Annotated in this window: 12 protein-coding genes, 1 tRNA gene and 1 pseudogene; 7 read left to right on the top strand and 7 right to left on the bottom strand. The window is 67.0% G+C overall.

Features of this window, described 5'->3' with window-relative positions:
• Nucleotides 1–52: 52 nt before the first annotated feature.
• The 3 genes from KIP79_RS24585 to KIP79_RS24575 all read right to left on the bottom strand — a co-directional run bounded on the left by KIP79_RS24585 (nucleotide 53) and on the right by KIP79_RS24575 (nucleotide 3,112).
• On the bottom strand, nucleotides 53–1,042 hold the full coding sequence (locus tag KIP79_RS24585; RefSeq protein ID WP_214107269.1) for a hypothetical protein: 990 nt from the start codon (nucleotides 1,040–1,042) through the stop codon (nucleotides 53–55).
• A 43-nt stretch (nucleotides 1,043–1,085) separates the two neighbouring features.
• Entirely contained in the window at nucleotides 1,086–1,871 is a 786-nt protein-coding gene (locus tag KIP79_RS24580) for a type I restriction enzyme HsdR N-terminal domain-containing protein (RefSeq protein ID WP_214107268.1), read from the bottom strand.
• Nucleotides 1,872–2,479: 608 nt separating this feature from the next.
• Nucleotides 2,480–3,112, bottom strand: a complete 633-nt coding sequence (locus tag KIP79_RS24575; RefSeq protein WP_214107267.1) for a hypothetical protein — start codon at nucleotides 3,110–3,112, stop codon at nucleotides 2,480–2,482.
• Nucleotides 3,113–3,450: 338 nt separating this feature from the next.
• On the opposite strand from KIP79_RS24575, the gene KIP79_RS24570 reads away from it, so the two are divergent.
• The gene (locus KIP79_RS24570) at nucleotides 3,451–4,899 is read left to right on the top strand and encodes a hypothetical protein (protein WP_214107266.1); all 1,449 of its coding nucleotides are present in this window, start codon (nucleotides 3,451–3,453) and stop codon (nucleotides 4,897–4,899) included.
• A gap of 53 nt (nucleotides 4,900–4,952) precedes the next feature.
• Here KIP79_RS24570 and KIP79_RS24565 read toward each other — a convergent pair whose 3' ends face one another.
• On the bottom strand, nucleotides 4,953–5,300 hold the full coding sequence (locus KIP79_RS24565) for a GntR family transcriptional regulator (RefSeq protein WP_214107265.1): 348 nt from the start codon (nucleotides 5,298–5,300) through the stop codon (nucleotides 4,953–4,955).
• A gap of 911 nt (nucleotides 5,301–6,211) precedes the next feature.
• On the opposite strand from KIP79_RS24565, the pseudogene KIP79_RS50165 reads away from it, so the two are divergent.
• Nucleotides 6,212–7,336, top strand: a pseudogene (locus tag KIP79_RS50165) (recombinase family protein); the annotation flags it as partial.
• Nucleotides 7,337–7,510: 174 nt separating this feature from the next.
• Here the strand turns inward: KIP79_RS50165 and KIP79_RS48575 are convergent.
• On the bottom strand, nucleotides 7,511–7,633 hold the full coding sequence (locus KIP79_RS48575) for a hypothetical protein (RefSeq protein ID WP_256447450.1): 123 nt from the start codon (nucleotides 7,631–7,633) through the stop codon (nucleotides 7,511–7,513).
• A 232-nt stretch (nucleotides 7,634–7,865) separates the two neighbouring features.
• Nucleotides 7,866–7,951: transfer RNA gene (locus KIP79_RS24550), tRNA-Leu, on the bottom strand.
• Nucleotides 7,952–8,086: 135 nt separating this feature from the next.
• On the opposite strand from KIP79_RS24550, the gene KIP79_RS24545 reads away from it, so the two are divergent.
• The 3 genes from KIP79_RS24545 to KIP79_RS24535 all read left to right on the top strand — a co-directional run bounded on the left by KIP79_RS24545 (nucleotide 8,087) and on the right by KIP79_RS24535 (nucleotide 12,218).
• Nucleotides 8,087–9,385, top strand: a complete 1,299-nt coding sequence (locus tag KIP79_RS24545; RefSeq protein WP_214107264.1) for a M20/M25/M40 family metallo-hydrolase — start codon at nucleotides 8,087–8,089, stop codon at nucleotides 9,383–9,385.
• A gap of 196 nt (nucleotides 9,386–9,581) precedes the next feature.
• Nucleotides 9,582–10,058 (top strand): hypothetical protein, encoded by a 477-nt coding sequence (locus tag KIP79_RS24540; protein WP_214107263.1) that lies wholly within the window; start codon nucleotides 9,582–9,584, stop codon nucleotides 10,056–10,058.
• Nucleotides 10,059–10,259: 201 nt separating this feature from the next.
• Nucleotides 10,260–12,218: a chaplin family protein gene (locus KIP79_RS24535; protein WP_214107262.1), complete on the top strand. Its 1,959-nt coding sequence runs from the start codon at nucleotides 10,260–10,262 to the stop codon at nucleotides 12,216–12,218.
• A 324-nt stretch (nucleotides 12,219–12,542) separates the two neighbouring features.
• On the opposite strand, the gene KIP79_RS47285 is transcribed toward KIP79_RS24535, so the two are convergent.
• The gene (locus KIP79_RS47285) at nucleotides 12,543–12,710 is read right to left on the bottom strand and encodes a DUF5703 family protein (protein WP_250213762.1); all 168 of its coding nucleotides are present in this window, start codon (nucleotides 12,708–12,710) and stop codon (nucleotides 12,543–12,545) included.
• A gap of 228 nt (nucleotides 12,711–12,938) precedes the next feature.
• Here KIP79_RS47285 and topA point away from each other — a divergent pair, with 228 nt between their 5' ends.
• Both topA and KIP79_RS24525 read left to right on the top strand, forming a co-directional pair.
• On the top strand, nucleotides 12,939–15,593 hold the full coding sequence (gene topA, locus KIP79_RS24530) for a type I DNA topoisomerase (RefSeq protein WP_214107261.1): 2,655 nt from the start codon (nucleotides 12,939–12,941) through the stop codon (nucleotides 15,591–15,593).
• A gap of 378 nt (nucleotides 15,594–15,971) precedes the next feature.
• Nucleotides 15,972–17,285 carry an FAD-binding oxidoreductase gene (locus KIP79_RS24525; protein ID WP_214107260.1) on the top strand — a complete coding sequence of 438 codons (1,314 nt, stop codon included), beginning with the start codon at nucleotides 15,972–15,974 and terminating at the stop codon, nucleotides 17,283–17,285.
• Nucleotides 17,286–17,350: the final 65 nt, after the last annotated feature.

Below are 17,350 nucleotides of genomic sequence, written 5' to 3'. Positions count from 1 at the left end.
CGGAGAGGTGATCGAATGTTGTGGGTTGGCAGCAGATCTCGGAGTGGCATGCCTAGAAGGGGGGCTCCTCTGGCCAGGTGGATGCTGGCAGCGCGGCCGCGGGCAAAGGAAGGTTGGTCACCACGAACAAGTCCAAGATGTCGTTGCGATCCATGAAGATAATCGATCGCCGTTGGGTGGCATCCAGGACGTTGCCAAGCCAGTTCCGCGCCTGCTTGGTGATCTCCCCGCCTGCGACGATAAAGGCATGATCGACCAGAACGCGTTTACCGAACTCGGGATCGAAGATCTCGTGGCTGAGCATCATCAGTACTTGGTTGTAGATCTCGGCGACATTGGTGTTATCGGCGCGGCTGACACCAGAAGCGTCTAGCTTTCCCTTTTTCACCTGCAGGCCGAAATAGAGGACGTGTTGGGTGGGCAAGGTGAACTTCATCCAGATGTCCTTGCCGTACTCCAATGCCTTGTCCTTGTGGCCAACCGCGGTGACGCGGTGGAAGCCCAGCTGGCGAAACAAAGGCAGCAGGATCTCCTCGGTCAGCTCGTCTTCAGATGCCTTGTCGAGGTAGGCGCGCAGCTGGTCGCGACGCTGGAGCTCGGCAGTGGAAAACGGCCTGTGCGGGTTGTGCTCGGGAGCGGTCGTGGTGTTGGTGGCCAAATGCCTCACGTAGCACTGCCGGTCCGGGGCGTAGTAAGCCTCAAACCCCTCCCGGGCCAGTGCCGAGTTGATTATCGCCAGCGCGCCGGGGCGCTGATGGTCTTCGTTGGTCGCATCCGCCGGATCCATCAGCCGCCAGATTACGCGGGCGAAGGTGGCCGGCAGCTTTCCACTGCTGGCGTGGGGTTCTTGGAGAATCTCCTCCAACCTGTCGGCGACCCACCGTTGGCGAGTCGATCCGTCATGGGTGTAGTCGGTGCCGACATCGCTGAAAAACTCGGTGAGGAGCGAGCTGCTGCGGTAGTGGAAGAACGTTGACTCATGCGGGAAGTTCCCGCAGATCATGTCAGCGATTTGCATCACGGTTCGCCGCTGAAATCGCATCTTGGGCTCCCGCTCGCCATCGAGTCCGTCGAACTTCTAGGGATTAGGTCAAAGTTTCGGGCCGAAGTACGTCCTCGCGCAGAATTCGAGCCAGGTCCTTGGCTTCGGCATTGTGGCCGGTCTGGCGGCGTACTTCTTTACGAATCGCGTCCAGGACCACCTCTGACAAGAGCACTTGGGCCAAGGCCTTGGGCGATGTGGCGGCGCGAGCCTTCCACAACTCGTCGATCAGACGGCGCTTGAAGGCGTCCTTGCTCAGGTAGAACAGCGCGTCGGCCTTGGCAGCGGGCGAGTCGCTGCCCAGCAGGTCGACTTCCATGGCCAGGTCGATCTCCACGGGCAGCCCGCCCGTGAGGTGGTAGACCTGCCAAACCTGGCCGTTGGTCAGGATCATCCATTCGACGCCCTCGTTGACGGCGTACATCTGAACCTGGCGGAGGTGTCGCAGTCCCAGTTTCTGGCTGCAGCGCTTGACCTCGATGAAGGCCACCAGCTGCTTCTCGATGCGGATGCCGTAGTCGGCGAACTCGCCCTTGACCTGGTACTCGGTGGTCAGGTCCTCGTACTTGTCGTAGCCCAGGCCCTCACAAAGGAAATCGGTCACCAGCAGGCGGGTGTCGCCCTCGTTGGCGTCTCGCGCGACCAGATCAGCCAGCGGCTTGGAAAAGCGGCGGATGGCTGTCCGGATGCGGTCCCGGGCGTCGCTCTCCCACTTGGGCGCTGATCGGGCGGGCGCCACCGTCTTCTTGGCGAGCACCGCGGTCGGCGCCGGTTCCCCGCTCGTGCTCCCCGTCGCCTGGGACGCCGCTTGCACTGCCTGGTCACTCATGCCCGCCCACCTTCCTCTGGCCTCATTTGCCCCGGCAGGCTACGGCCTGTTTTCGGCGCGCTGCAGGAAATTGCATAAATAGCTCCCGGATCGTTCCATCCACACAATTCGGCCACCCTAAAACTTGCCCTGGATCCTTCCGGTTTGGCTGCCCGCTTAGGTGGTGATTGCCGGGGCGGGCAGGCTCTACGATTACCAGATTGCCTGGATTGTCCCCGCTCTGCTCCTCTCGCGAATTATCGCCTTCAGCGCGCAATACCACGTGGAACTGCCGTCGCTGGGCAGTCGCTACGGGGGGCCTCGCACACTCAAACTGGGATTCGGCAAGTAGCTCCAGGTCGGTGAGTACCCCCACTCTGCGATGGTGCTGACGGTCTACGTCCGTAAGGCGGACTCCCCGCGGTTCTACATCAGTGTGGAGGGCATCTGCTGGCGAAATGGATGCCGGTCGTCCAGGACGCCAAGATGGTCCAGTTGCTCGTCAAGCTCCGCTCCTGCGACTGGACGGGGTCTCTGATCTGGGGGACTTGCTGCGCAGCATGCGTAAGCGCCGCTAGGCACTCGCCCCAGTACGCGTCCTGGCGACGCGTTCCCGGGTTCGGTGAATGTCACGCCAACCCGTCGAGCAGCTCGCCGAGACGGCCGACGGCCTTGCTGTTGTGGCCCTTGGCCGCCATCGCTCCAAGGACAACGTCCCTTGTAAGGCCCTCCCGTCCGTACGCGCCGCGGAGGATTCGCGTCGTCTGGTCTCGGCCGAACCCGCGCGTCCACCCGTTGTTCCCGTGAAAGTGGACCCGCTCCAGCACCTCCCGCTGACTGTTCGTGCGGGTTTCCGGTGTCGCCTGGCCGGTCAGCAGGTTTACCGCCTTGGTCTCCATCGCCCAGCCGATCAACGGAGTCGACGCCGTCTCCACTACGGCGAGGGAGGAACCTCGGGCGTAGTTGGCGGCCAGGGTGAGCGTTCCGAAGTCGGGCACATACACCAGCACCGGCCCTTGGCCTCTGCTCACCCGTTGGCGACTGCTGCGTGGAGTGATCGCCGGGTAGGTGTTCGCGAACCAGGTGATCGACTCCACGCCGGCTTTCCATTGGTTCTGATGCGGCGTCACTAGCAGCGGGGAGGCGCCTTCCTGGGCAGCCTGCTCAAGCACCCAAGCGATAGCCAACTTCGCCGCGTCTTCCCAGTCACGGTGCGGGTCGTCATCGGGAACCCATGCTGCGATGTATCCGATATTGGACATGGCCGTGAACGGTAGCAGCGCCGACCGACAATCAGCCCCGCGAAAATACGCTGATGTTTTTGACGCCCGACTGGGCGGGGTACGGCACCCAACTTCGTCCACGCGGGCGAAGGTTCGGTTTGAGCCAGAAAGCTGCAGACGCGGTGCATGGGAGCCGCCAGCGCCCGTCCCATCGAGTTGAACGATTGCCCGTTACGCCATCGCTGCCAGATCTCCTCCTGCTGGGCCGCTGAGAAGCCGTAGTCACGCACGCATGTCCCCCACCACTACAAGATCGACGAATAGTGGTGCATCACCCCTTTGATGGCATCATCGTTTCTTGACGAGTTCTGCGGCTAATGTTGCTGGCCGTGACTGCATCCGGATCAACGCCGATCCCCCTTCACCTGGCGCTCCCGCATCCCTCAACGCCGGCGCCGATGTGGCGGTCGCCCCACCACAGGGACCCCGAGACCTTCAGCGGTTCGGGGATCGATTGGGCCAAGCATGGGCTTGAGCCACGCTGGCTCAAGCAGGAGAGCAGCGACTGCGCCGCCGCACTCGATCCGAGCAGGTTCCACAACTATGGGGGTGTCGAACTGCAGCGGTATCTCGACGGTGCTCGCGATCGCGGGGAGATCGCTCTGATCGTCGCCACGATGGGCCGCGCGGATGACAATCCGCCCAGATCGGTCTTTTCCAATTCTGACGCATCGGTTGACGTGACCCCGCCTTTTGGAACCAACATCGCGGGTCGCAGATTGCCTACCGGCAGTAAGCCGAGACTGGTCGACCAGGCGACCGGTCCGGAGCGCGACCTGGGTCTGCGACTGTTGGCGAGGCCGGCGGATGCACCATGGTGGGCAATGACGTTGTCCAGTTACACCGAATACCCGGGCTCTGGCGGGCCGGCAGTTACCTATCAACCGGTGGGTACGCTGACGCCGATTCTGGTCGATGGCCTTGGAGAGCCCGTGGTCGCGGTGTGGATCTCACCGGATTCCGACCAGCGTGTCTACCTGATACCAGACCAATCCGACGGCAACGCCGTGCTGGACTGGCTTGTCACGCAGGCGCTGCCGGAGTATGTCCCCGGCGCGATGCGGCGCGCCAGGTCGCCGCATTTCGTCGACCCGGCCTTGCAGACCGCCGCCGAGACGGTCGCGCGCCAGGCGCTCAAGGCACTGGAAGCCAGTTACGCGGTCGAGCATGCACGACTGGAGAGCGAACTGCAGAAAGCGAAGGCTGAGGCCGAGCCGGTCCGGTATGGCCTGTTCTACGGCACCGGCGATGAGCTGGAAGACGCTGTCGCAACGGTGCTGCGGGCGGCAGGGTTTGCCACGGTGAATCTCGACGACGAACTTGGCGACAGCAAGTCCGCCGATTTGCTGGCGACCTATGGGTCCGAGGTGCAGATGATCGAGGTCAAGTCGGCCGCCGGCAACGCGTCCGAGAAGCTCGTGGGAGCGCTGGAGCGGCACCTGTCGACCTGGCCGATCCTGCGCCCCCATCAGCCGGTCGGCGCAGGCGTGCTGGTGGTGAACCATCAGTACCGAAAGGACCCGCACGATCGTTCCGCGCAGGTATACGAACGACGCGAGTTCGTTGACTCGCTCAAGGTCGTGGTGCTCAGCAGCCGAGATCTATTCACCTGGTGGGCCGCATGCGATTGGCCGGCGATCCGGAAGGCCGTGCTCGGCACGACTCCTGCGGCACCGCCCTCAGCTGCGGTCACCCCTCCACCACTCGACCTGGGAGACCGTCCTGAATCCAGGAAGCTGCGCTGGCCCTGGAGCCGTGGAGGGTAAGGCTGCAGGTGCCCATCTGGCGCAGATTCGGTGAGCAGATTGGACATGAGTGCTCAGCGGTCTTCGAGGCTCTTCACGCGCGCCTCCAGGCTTTCCAAGCGCTCGGCCAGTCGCCGGACCTCGCTGATGGCTTGCTGCAATTCGGAGGGCGACTCGGCATGGCCAGGAGCCTTGATGATGTACGTACCGCGCGTGGACTGCGTGCTGATCATGCCCTCGTGCGTGAGTTCGTCCAACGCTCGACGGATCGTCTCGATGGCCACGCCATAACGCTGGGCTAACTGCCGCCTAGCCGGCAGTCGCTCGCCCACCTTGAGGCGGCCTGCCGTCACCTCTTGGCGCAGGTCATCCGCGATCTGAAGGTAAGCCGCCCGGGGATTGCTGAAATCAGGCACTGGCACGCATCCAGGCTAGATCCTCCGGCTGTACCAGGTGAGTAGTGTTGAGCTAATGACAGATTGAACTAGTACAGTAATACTTAGCTAGTAAGCTAGTGGAAAGCGAAAGTGTCCGCTGGCACCTTCAAGTGGGCCGAGTGGCCCGTTGCCGCCTGTCGATTCCACCGGGCGGCCCTCGGTTGGTCGGTCGCTGAATTGAATCGATATGTAACAAGCTGTGACGGAGGTGGCAGTGTTGAGGCCTGCAGTCAGGGAGTCTGACAATCTCAGTCAGGATTGTGTAATGATGTTTATGCGGATGTACTTGGTACCTCTGCTACCTATGTGACCCGACGTCGAGGGGGTGAGACGTTGGTGCCTGTCAGTGGCGCTTGCCTATCGGCTGCCTGACTCTCGTGATCCTCTGGCGTTACACAGGCGCCTTGCCGGTTTCCTCGGAGCCGCAGGCTGGCTGGCTATCGTCAGACGCCCTCACGGTGAGGAACACAGCGAGACCTCCACGACCTTGCCGGGTGCGGGTACGTGTCCTCGACCACGTCATGCTCTCCCACCTCGGATTGCACACAGTGTGTCCGGCTCTACCCACACATCTGACAGCCCTCGAGACTCCGACTGCTGCCTGCAAAGGTGCATCCCGCAACGCGGATACCGAAGAACGGCAGCCCACGGCCCCGACGCCATACCTCCAAGCACGTCGCCGGGGCCGCACCCCTACCGCCATCAACGACCGCATAGGAGTGCCCCCATCATGGCCGAATCCACCACCCACAACCAACCGACTCTGCAAGTTGTCTTTCCGAGCGGACCGCCTCGCCTCACGCGGGGCGCCGCTGCCGAACTGCTCGCCATCCTGTTAGAAGCCCACCACAAACAGAACCTGCGAACCGGCCGCCCAGACGCGGCCTGAGGAATCCATGGACACCATCCCCTTCGCCTTCTACGGCCGGGTCTCCACCGAGGACAACCAAGACCCCCGCTCCTCGCGGGCCTGGCAGATCACCCGCTCCCGCGCGCTCATCGAGTCGCGCGGGGGCGTGATCGTCACCGAGTTCTTCGACATCGACAAATCCCGCTCCATCCCTTGGCAGCGCCGCCCGCAGGCGGCGGCGCTGCTCGCCGAACTGCGCAACCCTGACCGCGGCTTCGACGCGGTGGTGATCGGCGAGCCGCACCGGGCCTTCTACGGCAACCAGTACGGCCTGACCTTTCCCGTCTTCGAGCACTTCGGGGTCCCACTCTGGGTGCCCGAGGTGGGCGGCCCGATCGACCCGAACAACGAGGCCCATGACCTGGTCATGAGCGTGTTCGGCGGCATGAGCAAGGGCGAACGCAACCGCATCAAAGTCCGCGTGCGCAGCGCCATGTTGGCCCAGGCCCAGATAGAAGGCCGCTTCCTAGGAGGTCGGCCACCTTACGGCTACCAGTTGGCCGACGCAGGCCCTCACCCCAAACCCGCCAAGGCCGCAGACGGCAAGCGACAGCATCGATTGGAAATCGACGAGTTCGCCGCCTCCATCGTGGCCCGGATCTTCCGCGAGTTCCTAGAAGGCAGGGGTCTATACGCCATCGCCGAACGGTTGACAGCCGATGGCGTTCCCAGTCCTTCGGCCCACGACCCGGAACGCAACCGCCACAGATCTGGGATCGCCTGGACCAGGAGCGCGGTCCGGGCCATCATCACCAACCCTCGCTACACCGGCCACCAGGTGTGGAACCGGCAGCGAAAGGATGAGGTACTCATCGATATTGACGATGTCGGCCTTGGCCACACCACCAAGCTGCGCTGGAACTCGCCCGAAGAGTGGGCGTGGTCCAACGACATCGTGCACTCTCCGATCGTGTCGGCCGAAGACTTCAACGCCGTCCAAGAACTGCGTACCGGGCGCGGTGGGCAGCAGACCGGTCGCCGTCTTAAAGCCGCGAGCCACCCGTACATTCTCCGAGGGCTGATCTTCTGCGGGGCGTGCGATCGGCGGATGCAGGGCAACTGGTCCAATGAGGCGCCTTACTACCGGTGTCGCTTTCCGGAGGAGTACGCCCTGGCGAATCGGATCATGCATCCTCGCAACGTCTACGTCCGAGAGGACATGATCGTCCCGAAGCTGGATCGGTGGCTTGGGAGGTTGTTCGCCCCTCACCGAGTGGATGAGACGCTTGATCTCCTGGTCGAAGCTCAGAAGATCGAGCCATCGGAGCATGAGGGTCTGGCCCTATCACGGCGGCAACTGGCCGAATGCGACCGGAAGCTCGCCCAGCACCGTGCCGCCCTGGAAGCGGGTGCCGATCCCGTGGTCGTCGCTGGCTGGATCCGGGATGAGCAGGCCAAGAAGGTTCAAGCCGAAGCACGGCTTCGCCGAGAACCGACTCGCAGACGGCGGTTCAGTCGAGATGACCTGGCGGGGGTGATGCATACCGTGGGCGACGCCGTACGGCTCCTGGGAAAGGCTGAACCGATCAAGAAGGCCCAGTTGTACGCGAAGTTAGGCGTCCGGCTGACCTATCACCCGAGCAAACAAAAAGTCCTGGTCAGCTCTACATCCGACCAGGACTCCATGGGCGAATCGAACGTGTCCGAGGGGGGACTTGAACCCCCATGCCCATCACTGGGCACTAGCACCTCAAGCTAGCGCGTCTGCCTATTCCGCCACCCGGACGTGGTGCCTGGCACGCGGGACCGTCATCCCGCGTCGGCTGTTAAAGGGTAGCACTGTCGGGTGCGTGGTTCATCCCGGCTTTCCGTGGAGGGCAGGATGGGAGGCGCAAGCCGTACCGGACTCGGGAGGAACAGGATGGGTGCCCTGAACGGTGAGGATGAGGTCGTTGAGCTTTGTGGTGATCTGATCAGGATTGACACCACCAATGCGGGGGACAACGCGGGGCCGGGGGAGCGGAGGGCGGCGGAGTACGTCGCGGAGAAGCTGGCCGAGGTGGGGTTGACGCCGCGGATCCTGGAGAGCGATCGGGGACGGGCCAATGTGGTGGCCCGGATCGCGGGGGAGGACCAGGGGCGGGACGCGCTGCTGCTGCACGGGCATCTGGATGTGGTGCCGTTCAATCCGGGCGACTGGCGGCATCATCCGCTGAGCGGGGAGATCGCGGACGGGTGCGTCTGGGGGCGCGGTGCCGTGGACATGAAGGACATGGACGCCATGATCCTCGCGGTGGTCCGGCAGCGGCTGAGCCAGGGGCGCCGGCCCGCGCGTGATGTCGTGCTGATGTTCACCGCCGACGAGGAGGCCGGGGGCTCCTACGGCGCGCAGTGGCTGGTGGACAAGCACGCGGAGCTGTTCGAGGGCTGCACCGAGGCGATCGGCGAGGTCGGCGGGTTCAGCGTGACCGTCGGGGAGCGGCAGCGGATCTACCTGATCGAGGCGGCCGAGAAGGGCATCGCCTGGATGAAGCTGACCGCGACCGGGCGGGCGGGCCACGGGTCCATGCTGAACAGCGAGAACGCGGTCACCGAGCTGGCCGAGGCGATCGGCAGGCTGGGCCGGTACGAATGGCCGGTACGGCTCACGCCCACGGTTCGCGCCTTCTTCCGCGAGGCGTTCGACATCGAGATCCGTGCCGAGGACGCCGAGCAGGCGGTCGCCAAGCTTGGCCCGCTGGCCCGCATGATCGGCGCCACTCTCCGTAACACCGCCAATCCCACCATGCTGGACGCGGGCTACAAGGCCAACGTGATCCCGCAGACCGCGACCGCGCACGTGGACGGCCGGTTCCTGCCGGGCTTCGAGGAGGAGTTCTACGCCACCATCGACGAGCTGCTCGGGCCCAACATCACCCGGGAGCACGTGTACGCCGACATCGCGGTCGAGACCGCCTTCGAGGGACGGCTGGTAACGGCCATGACGGACGCGCTGCTCGCGGAGGATCCCGGGGCGAAGGCCGTGCCGTACACGATGTCGGGCGGGACGGACCTCAAGGCGTTCAGCCGGCTGGGGGTGCGCGGGTTCGGGTTCGCGCCGTTGCGGCTTCCCCCGGAGTTGGACTTCTCTGGGATGTTCCATGGGATCGACGAGCGAGTTCCGGTGGATTCGCTGCGGTTTGGGGTTCGGGTTCTTGACCGGTTCCTCGATTACTGCTGAGAAACAGGTTGCGTTGACAGTGAGTACTGATAACGTAACCCTCCGTTGAGGGGTTGATCCGCGTCAGGCGGCTCGACGGAGTTGGGGAGGCCGCGTGGCACGCTCACCGGAGCATCGGCAGGGGACGGTTCCGTCCCTGGTCGACGCTGCCGGTGGCGTGCCCGCGGCTGCTTCCCGTCGTGCCCGGGATGCTCGGATGGCGCGGTTCGCGGCCACTTCCCGGCTGAGCCGTCTCCTGGTCGTCGGCGGCCTGATCGCCGTCGGCTGGCTACTCGGCGTGATCTTCGGTGTCTTCGGCTCGGCCTCGGCCGTCGCCGATACGACTCCCTCTCCCTCTCCTGTCGTCGCCGGGTCGGCGCCCGTCAGCGGGCATCCCGACGGTTTCCCCACGGCGGCCGACATCGACGCCTCGGGCAACACCGAGGCGATGGCGGGCCGGAACGTCGACGGGCTCACCAGCCAGTCCACGCCCGTCCTTCCCGATCCGTCCACCGCTGACCACACCCCGGGGAACGGTCTGGTTCCCCAGAGCAGCGGTGGATCCCTTCTGTTCGGGGACGTCGCGCGGTCCTTCGCCGACCCGCGGCTCACCGAGTCGCCCGCGGTGCCTGCGGCGCTCGTCTCCCCTGTCGTCCGCACAGCGGCGGACGACCCTTCCTTCTCTCCTGACTGACCCCGCTTCCCCGCCGGTCCCTCGTTTTCCGAGCCGGCCGGTGACGCAGCCTGCCCGCCAACCGGGCACGCCGCTCCCCGCGCGGGTGACGCGGAAGTCTCCCAATCCTCGTGACGCGCCATGGCCCCGCTGTGACCTCGGCATGGACATCTGTCGCGAGCTGTCAGGTACCCCCAGATAGAACCACTAGGAGCATTCATCATGCGAACGTGGGCGAAGGGCTCTGCCCCCGCTGCGCTTCTCGCCGCCGGGGTCATGGCCCTCGGCAGCGGTACGGCTCTCGCCGACACCTCGGGCAGCAGCTCGGTCGGTGGCGGCAACCAGCTCAACCTGCCCGTCTCCCTCCCGATCGACATCAGCGGGAACGCGGTCGGCGTGGCCGGCGACTCGACCGCCGGGTCGAAGGGCGGCGCCTCGGCCAGCAACACCACCAAGGGCATCCCGGGGCGAACCTCGGGCAACAGCAGCGTGGCCGGTGGCAACCAGGTCAACGCGCCGATCAGCGCGCCGGTCAACGCCTGTGGCAACGCCATCTCGCTGTTCGGCGGCTCGGACGCGGGCTGCGAGGGCGGGTCGTCCGTCAAGAACTCCGGGCAGGGCGGCGCGGGTGGAAACACCACCAACGGCGACCACAGCCTGCTCGGCGGCAACCAGATCACCGCGCCGATCAGCGCACCGATCAACGGCTGCGGCAACGCCATCGCGATCTTCGGAAGCGCGACCGCGGGCTGCAAGGGTGGTACCTCGGTCAGCAACACAGGGGTCGGGCCCGGTGGGAACACCACCTCCGGGCGGTCCTCGGTGCTCGGCGGCAACCAGGTGATCGCGCCGATCAGCGGCCCGATCAACATCTGCGGCAACACCGTCGCGATCTTCGGTGAGGCGTTCGCGGGCTGCAAGGGTGGGTCCTCGGTCACCAACACCACCGGCGGGCCCGGGCCCCGGTACCACAACGGCATCGGCCGTCCCGGCTCGACGGGCAACGACACCGACGGGCGGTTCGGGGCCGGCAGCGGCAACCAGGTGATCGCGCCGGTCAGCCTGCCGGTCAACGTCTGCGGGAACGCGATCGGCGGCTCGATCGCCGGGTGCAAGGGCGGCACCGAGGTCAAGAACACCGTTCCGGGCACGGCGGCCGGTGGCAACCGTACCGACGGGCGCTCGGGGGTGCTCGCCGGTAACCAGGTGGTGGCGCCGATCACCGCGCCGATCAACGTCTGCGGCAACGCGGTGGCGCTCGCCGGTGAGGCGTTCGCGGGCTGCCGCGGTGGGGCCTCGGTCAAGAACGGCGGCCGGGGCGCGGGCGGCAACCGTACCGACGGGCGCTCGGGGGTGCTCGCCGGTAACCAGGTGGTGGCCCCCATCACGGCGCCGATCAACGCCTGCGGGAACGCGGTGGCCGCGCTGGCCGCCTCCGAGGCGCACTGCGCGGGCGGGGTCTCCGCTGACGGCGGGCCCGGCGGCGGCGGGAACACCACCTCCGGCCGGTACGGCGTAGCGGCCGGCAACCAGGTGGTGGCGCCGATCACCGCCCCGATCAACGCCTGCGGCAACTCCGCCGCGGTGCTGGGCGACGCCGCCGCGGGCTGCCTGGGCGGCTCCCGGGTGGGCCAGTCCGCCGACCTCGCCAACGATGGGTACGCGTACTGGACGCGGAGCTGGAACAAGGTCAACACCGCCCAGGCGGGGGGCATGCTGCCCGCCCTGCCGGCGGTCCCGGCGCTGGCCGGGGTCAAGGACATCGGCAACCTCACCCAGCCGATGAGCGCCGCGGGTCTGCCCGCGCTGCCCGTCGTCGGCGATCTGCCCAGCATGCTCGGCCTTCCGGCGCTGCCGGGGATGCCGGGGATGCCCGCCCTGCCGGGCACTCCGGCCCGCGGCCAGAACCCGGCCAAGACCGCTACCGCCACCGCGCCGGCGGCCACCCCGTCCAGGGGCACCGCGGCCAGCCCGCTCGCTCCGGTCAGCAACCTGACCAGCACGCTGCCCGTGGGCGGCGCGCTGCCGGTCAGCGGCCTCGGCCTGATGAGCGCCGCCCAGCCGGTCGGCGTCACCGGGATGAACGAGGGCTCGCTGGGGGCGCTGCTGGCCGGCGCGCTGCTGGCCGTGTCGGCGGCACTCTTCGCCGCCAGCCGTCGCCTCCGCCCCGGCCGCAAGTAGCTCAGCCGCCGGGCCGCCAGTAGGCAGACCGCGAGCCGACCGGGGGAGTAGTCGGCCAAGAGTGGTGGGCCGAAAAGTGGCCGGTCAGAGGAATCGGCTGGCAGAAAATGGCCATATAGGAGTTGACCGGAAGTAAGGCGGCGCTCCTACGGAGGTAACGGTTTTTCTCACCCCACATGGGGTGACCAAGGACGCTCCCCCGCATCCAGCGGAAGTGAGCACAGAAGCTTTGCCCGTTCCGGGGGCGCGGCCCGGGGCGGGCAAAGCCATTTTCACCGTGACTTCACAGTGACTTCGCGGTTATGTCATCGTGACTTGACATGGTCACATCGTGCGGATCGCCCGTATGATCCTGCGACGCAGCCAGACCCGTCGGCTTCCGTCGGGATACAGTCGCAGCCGGTCCAGTTCCCAGTGACCGTGCTCGGCATGCTCGGTAAGTACCTGACGTGCGGTTTCTCGCGATGTTCCGCGCGGCAGATACAGCTCCATGTAGGAGTACTCGAGCACAGCGATTAGTCTCCCGTTGGGACGGTGGAACCACTTGGGCTCTATTCTGCGTCCTCGTGGGCGACGGTTCCAGGGCGGGAGCCCACGGGGGCTAGGAAGCCCAAGGGGGAAGGACTACCGGCGACGGGTTACCGTCGAAACGGGGCCACCGGGGTCCACGGCTCCGGTAAGTACGGGGAAACGACAGCGAACAGCGAGGTAGGTAGCAGCGTGCCAGCCAACAACGGCAACGCCGGCGGAACCCGCCTGGTGATCGTCGAGTCGCCCGCCAAGGCGAAGACGATCGCCGGGTACCTCGGGCGCGGCTACATCGTGGAGTCCAGCATCGGCCACATCCGTGACCTGCCTGGCAAGGCCGACGACATTCCCGAGAAATACCGGGGCGAGTCATGGGCCAAACTCGGCGTGAACGTCGAGCACGACTTCGAGCCGCTGTATGTCGTGAACCCGGACAAGAAATCCCAGGTCTCCAAGCTCCGCCAGCTCCTGAAGGACGCCGACGAGCTCTACCTCGCCACCGACGAGGACCGCGAGGGCGAGGCCATCGCCTGGCACCTGCGGGAGGTGCTCAAGCCGAAGGTGCCCGTGCACCGCATGGTCTTCCACGAGATCACCCCGCAGGCCATCCAGGACGCGGTGTCCAACCCCCGCGACCTCGACCTGCGGCTGGTTGACGCCCAGGAGACCCGGCGCATCCTCGACCGGCTGTACGGGTACGAGGTGAGCCCCGTCCTGTGGAAGAAGGTCAAGCCGCGGCTGTCGGCCGGGCGGGTGCAGTCGGTGGCCACCCGGCTGGTGGTCGAGCGGGAGCGGGAGCGCATGGCGTTCACCTCGGCCGCGTACTGGGACCTGCAGGCCGTCTTCGACACCGGCAGGGAGGCCGACGACCCGAACAGGTTCGGCGCGACGCTGACCGGGGTGGGCGGCAAGCGGGTCGCCCAGGGCCGGGACTTCGGGCCCAACGGCCAGCTGAAGACCAAGGACGTGCTCCACCTGGACCAGGCGGCGGCGGACGCGCTGGCGGCCCGTCTCTCCGGCGCCTCGTACGCGGTGCGGTCGGTCGAGCGCAAGCCGTACACCAGGAAGCCCTACGCCCCCTTTCGGACCACCACTCTCCAGCAGGAGGCGAGCCGGAAGCTCGGCTTCTCCGCGAAGTACACCATGCAGGTGGCCCAGAAGCTGTACGAGAACGGCTACATCACCTACATGCGTACCGACAGCATCACGCTGTCGGAGACCGCCGTCGCGGCGGCCCGCAGCCAGGCGGTGAAGCTGTACGGCGCCGCCTACGTGCCGGACAAGCCGCGGGTGTACGCCAGCAAGGTGAAGAACGCCCAGGAGGCGCACGAGGCGATCCGCCCGTCGGGGGAGGAGTTCCGCACGCCGGGCGAGACCGGGCTCTCCGGTGACATGTTCCGGCTGTACGAGCTGATCTGGCAGCGCACGGTGGCCTCCCAGATGAAGGACGCCGTGGGCGAGTCGATCTCGGTGAAGGTGCTGGCCGACCGGGAGGGCGCCGAGTTCAGCGCCACCGGCCGGACGATCACCTTCTACGGCTTCCTGAAGGCGTACGTGGAGGGTGCCGACGACCCCGCCACCGACCGGGACGACTCCGAGAAGCGGCTGCCCAACCTGGCCGAGGGCGACCCGCTCACCGCGCTGGAGCTCAACGCGGCCGGGCACGCCACCAAGCCGCCCGCGCGCTACACCGAGGCGTCGCTGGTCAAGGAGCTGGAGGACCGCGAGATCGGGCGGCCGTCCACGTACGCCTCGATCATCGGAACGATCCTGGACCGGGGTTACGTGTTCAAGAAGGGCACCGCGCTGGTGCCATCGTTCCTCGCGTTCGCCGTGGTCAACCTGCTGGAGCAGCATTTCGGCAACCTGGTCGACTACGACTTCACGGCCGAGATGGAGAAGGTCCTCGACGACATCGCCAACGATCGGGCCGAGCGGGTGCCCGAGTTGCGCCGGTTCTACTTCGGCGAGGGCGAAGGTGAGGAAGGGCTCAAGGAGATGGTCACCGACCTTGGCGACATCGACGCCAAGGAGATCAGCTCCTTCCCGATCAGGGGCAGCGACATCGTCATCCGGGTGGGGCGGTATGGGCCGTACCTGGACAGGGCCGGCGCTCGGGTCAACGTGCCCGAGGACATGACGCCGGACGAGCTCACCGCGGAGAAGGCCGAGGAGCTCTTCGCCCGCCCGAGCGGGGTCCGCGAGCTGGGCAAGGACCCGGAGACGGGGTACCCGATCGTCGCCAGGGACGGGCGGTTCGGGCCGTACGTCACCGAGGTGCTGCCCGAGGAGCCGCCGGTCGAGACGGGGAAGAAGCGGACGAAGAAGGCCGATCTTCCCAAGGCTCGGATCAGCTCGCTGTTCAAGTCGATGTCGCTGGACACGATCACGCTGGACGACGCGCTGCTGCTGCTCCAGATCCCCCGGGTGGTCGGGGTGATCGACGGCGAGGAGGTCGTGGCGCACAACGGCAAGTTCGGGCCGTACGTGAAGAAGGGCACCGACTCGCGGTCGCTGGCGGCCGAGGAGGACCTGCTGACGGTCACCATCGAGCAGGCCAAGGAGCTGTTCGCGCAGCCAAAGACACGCGGTCGCGGGCGGGCCGCGGCGGCGCCGCCGCTGCGGGAGCTCGGCGACGATCCGAACTCGAAGAAGCCCGTGGTGGTCAAGGAAGGGCGGTTCGGGCCGTACGTGACGGATGGGGAGACCAACGCGTCCCTGCGGAAGGGGGACACGGTGGAGGACATCACCATCGCGCGGGCGGCCGAGTTGCTGGCGGAGCGGCGGGCGCGCGGGCCGGCGACCAAGCCGAAGCGGGCTCCCCGGGCGAAGGCGGCGGCCAAGTAATCCCGGGTAGTCCCCGGCGCAGTCTCGGCTTCGCGGACGTCCCAGGGCGTGATCGTCCTGGGACTCCACCTTTTCAGGCGGTCTCGTTGGCGGGGCCGCCTGTTCCGCTTCCTGGCCCACTTTTAAGCGATTTGTCACGAAATTTCGCCCGAGGAGGGAGGGGGAGTGCGGGGGGTCTTGCTGGTCTTTGGGCGGGTTTCAGGGTGGATCGTGGCACAGCTGATGCCGCGTTGACCTGGGGTTGAGCCGAGCCGGTTCTGTCGGTGGCGGTGTCTAGGGTCGGCGGGTATGAGAGGACAGCAGGGGCGCGGTCCCCGAGGGACTCGGCCGGTGCTGCTCATGTCCGCTTTGCCGACCACGTCACTTGGGGGGACACGGATGGCTCTCAACGACCTGCGCCAGACCATCAAGGGCCGGGTGCTGCTCCGCGGCGACGACTGCTTCGAACAGGCCAGCAAACCCTGGAACCTCGCCATCGAACAGCCGGTGGCGGCCGTCGTGGAGGTCTACGACGCCGAGGACGTGGCCACCCTGGTGACCTACGCCCGCCAGAACGGCATGACCGTGAGCGGCCAGCGCACCGGCCACACCGCCAGCGGGAACGTCGAGGGCATCATCCTGTTCCGCACCGGCCGGCTGAACGCCGTCGAGGTGAACCCGAGGACCAGGCAGGCCCGGGTCGGCGCCGGGGTCATCCTGGGCGAGGTCCAGGCGGCCGCCGCGCCGCTCGGCCTGACGGGGCTGCCCGGCACCTCACCGGCGGTCAGCGTGGTCGGCTCCACCCTCGGCGGCGGCTTCGGCTGGTTCGCCCGCAAACACGGGTTCGCCTCCGGCAGCGTCCGCGCCTTCGACATCGTCGACGCCGACGGCCTGCCCGCCCGGGTGACCGAGGACACCGACCCCGACCTGTTCTGGGCGCTGCGCGGCGGCGGCGGCGACTTTGCCGTGGTCACCAGCATGGAGTTCGAGCTCTTCCCCGCCCCGGAGCTGTACGGCGGGCGCGTGCTCTGGCCGGTCGACCGGGCCCCCGCCGTGCTCGACGCGTTCCGCGAGATCACCGCGACCGCGCCGGAAGAGCTGACCCTCTGGTTCGACCTCTTCCAGTTCCCCGGCGCCCCGCCCATGGTCGCCGTCGACGCCGCCTACCTGGGCGAGGCCGGGGAGGGTCGGGAACTGCTCAGCCCGCTGGACAAGATCGACGACTCCATCGCCGACAGCCGGGGGGAGCTCCCGCTGGCCAACCTGCTCGGCATCAGCGCCGAGCCCACCGATCCCACCAAGGGCGCCGGCCAGGCCGAGCTGCTGTCCCGGCTGGACGACAAGGTGGCCGAGACGCTGCTGGCCAAGCCGATCGATCCGCTGGTCAGCGTGCAGCTCCGGCAGCTGGGCGGGGCCATGGCCGAGGAGTCGCCCGGGGGCAGCGCGGCGGGGCGGCTGGTGGACCCCTTCCTGCTCTGCGTGACGGGCAGCCCGACCACGCCCGAGGTGACCAAGGGCCTGATGGCGCGGAAGGCGGAACTCATCCAGGAGCTCGGGCCCTACGTCAGCGGGCGCAAGCCGTACAACTTCCTCGCGCCCGGGGAGAGCGCCGCGCAGGCGTTCCCGGAGCTGACGCTGCGGCGGTTGCGGGATCTGAAGCGGGCCCGCGACCCGCACAATGTGTTCCGCGCCAACTTCCCCATCCTGGCCTGACGCGATCCCGGCCTGACGCGCCTGTTGCTGAGGGCCGGCTGAGAGGGGGGAACGCGGCGGGTGAG

Source organism: Acrocarpospora catenulata (assembly GCF_018476525.1).
In the GTDB taxonomy this organism is placed as follows: Bacteria; Actinomycetota; Actinomycetes; order Streptosporangiales; family Streptosporangiaceae; genus Acrocarpospora; species Acrocarpospora catenulata.
Note: the sequence above shows the minus strand (reverse complement) of the source record. Positions and strands in the feature narration are given on the sequence as shown.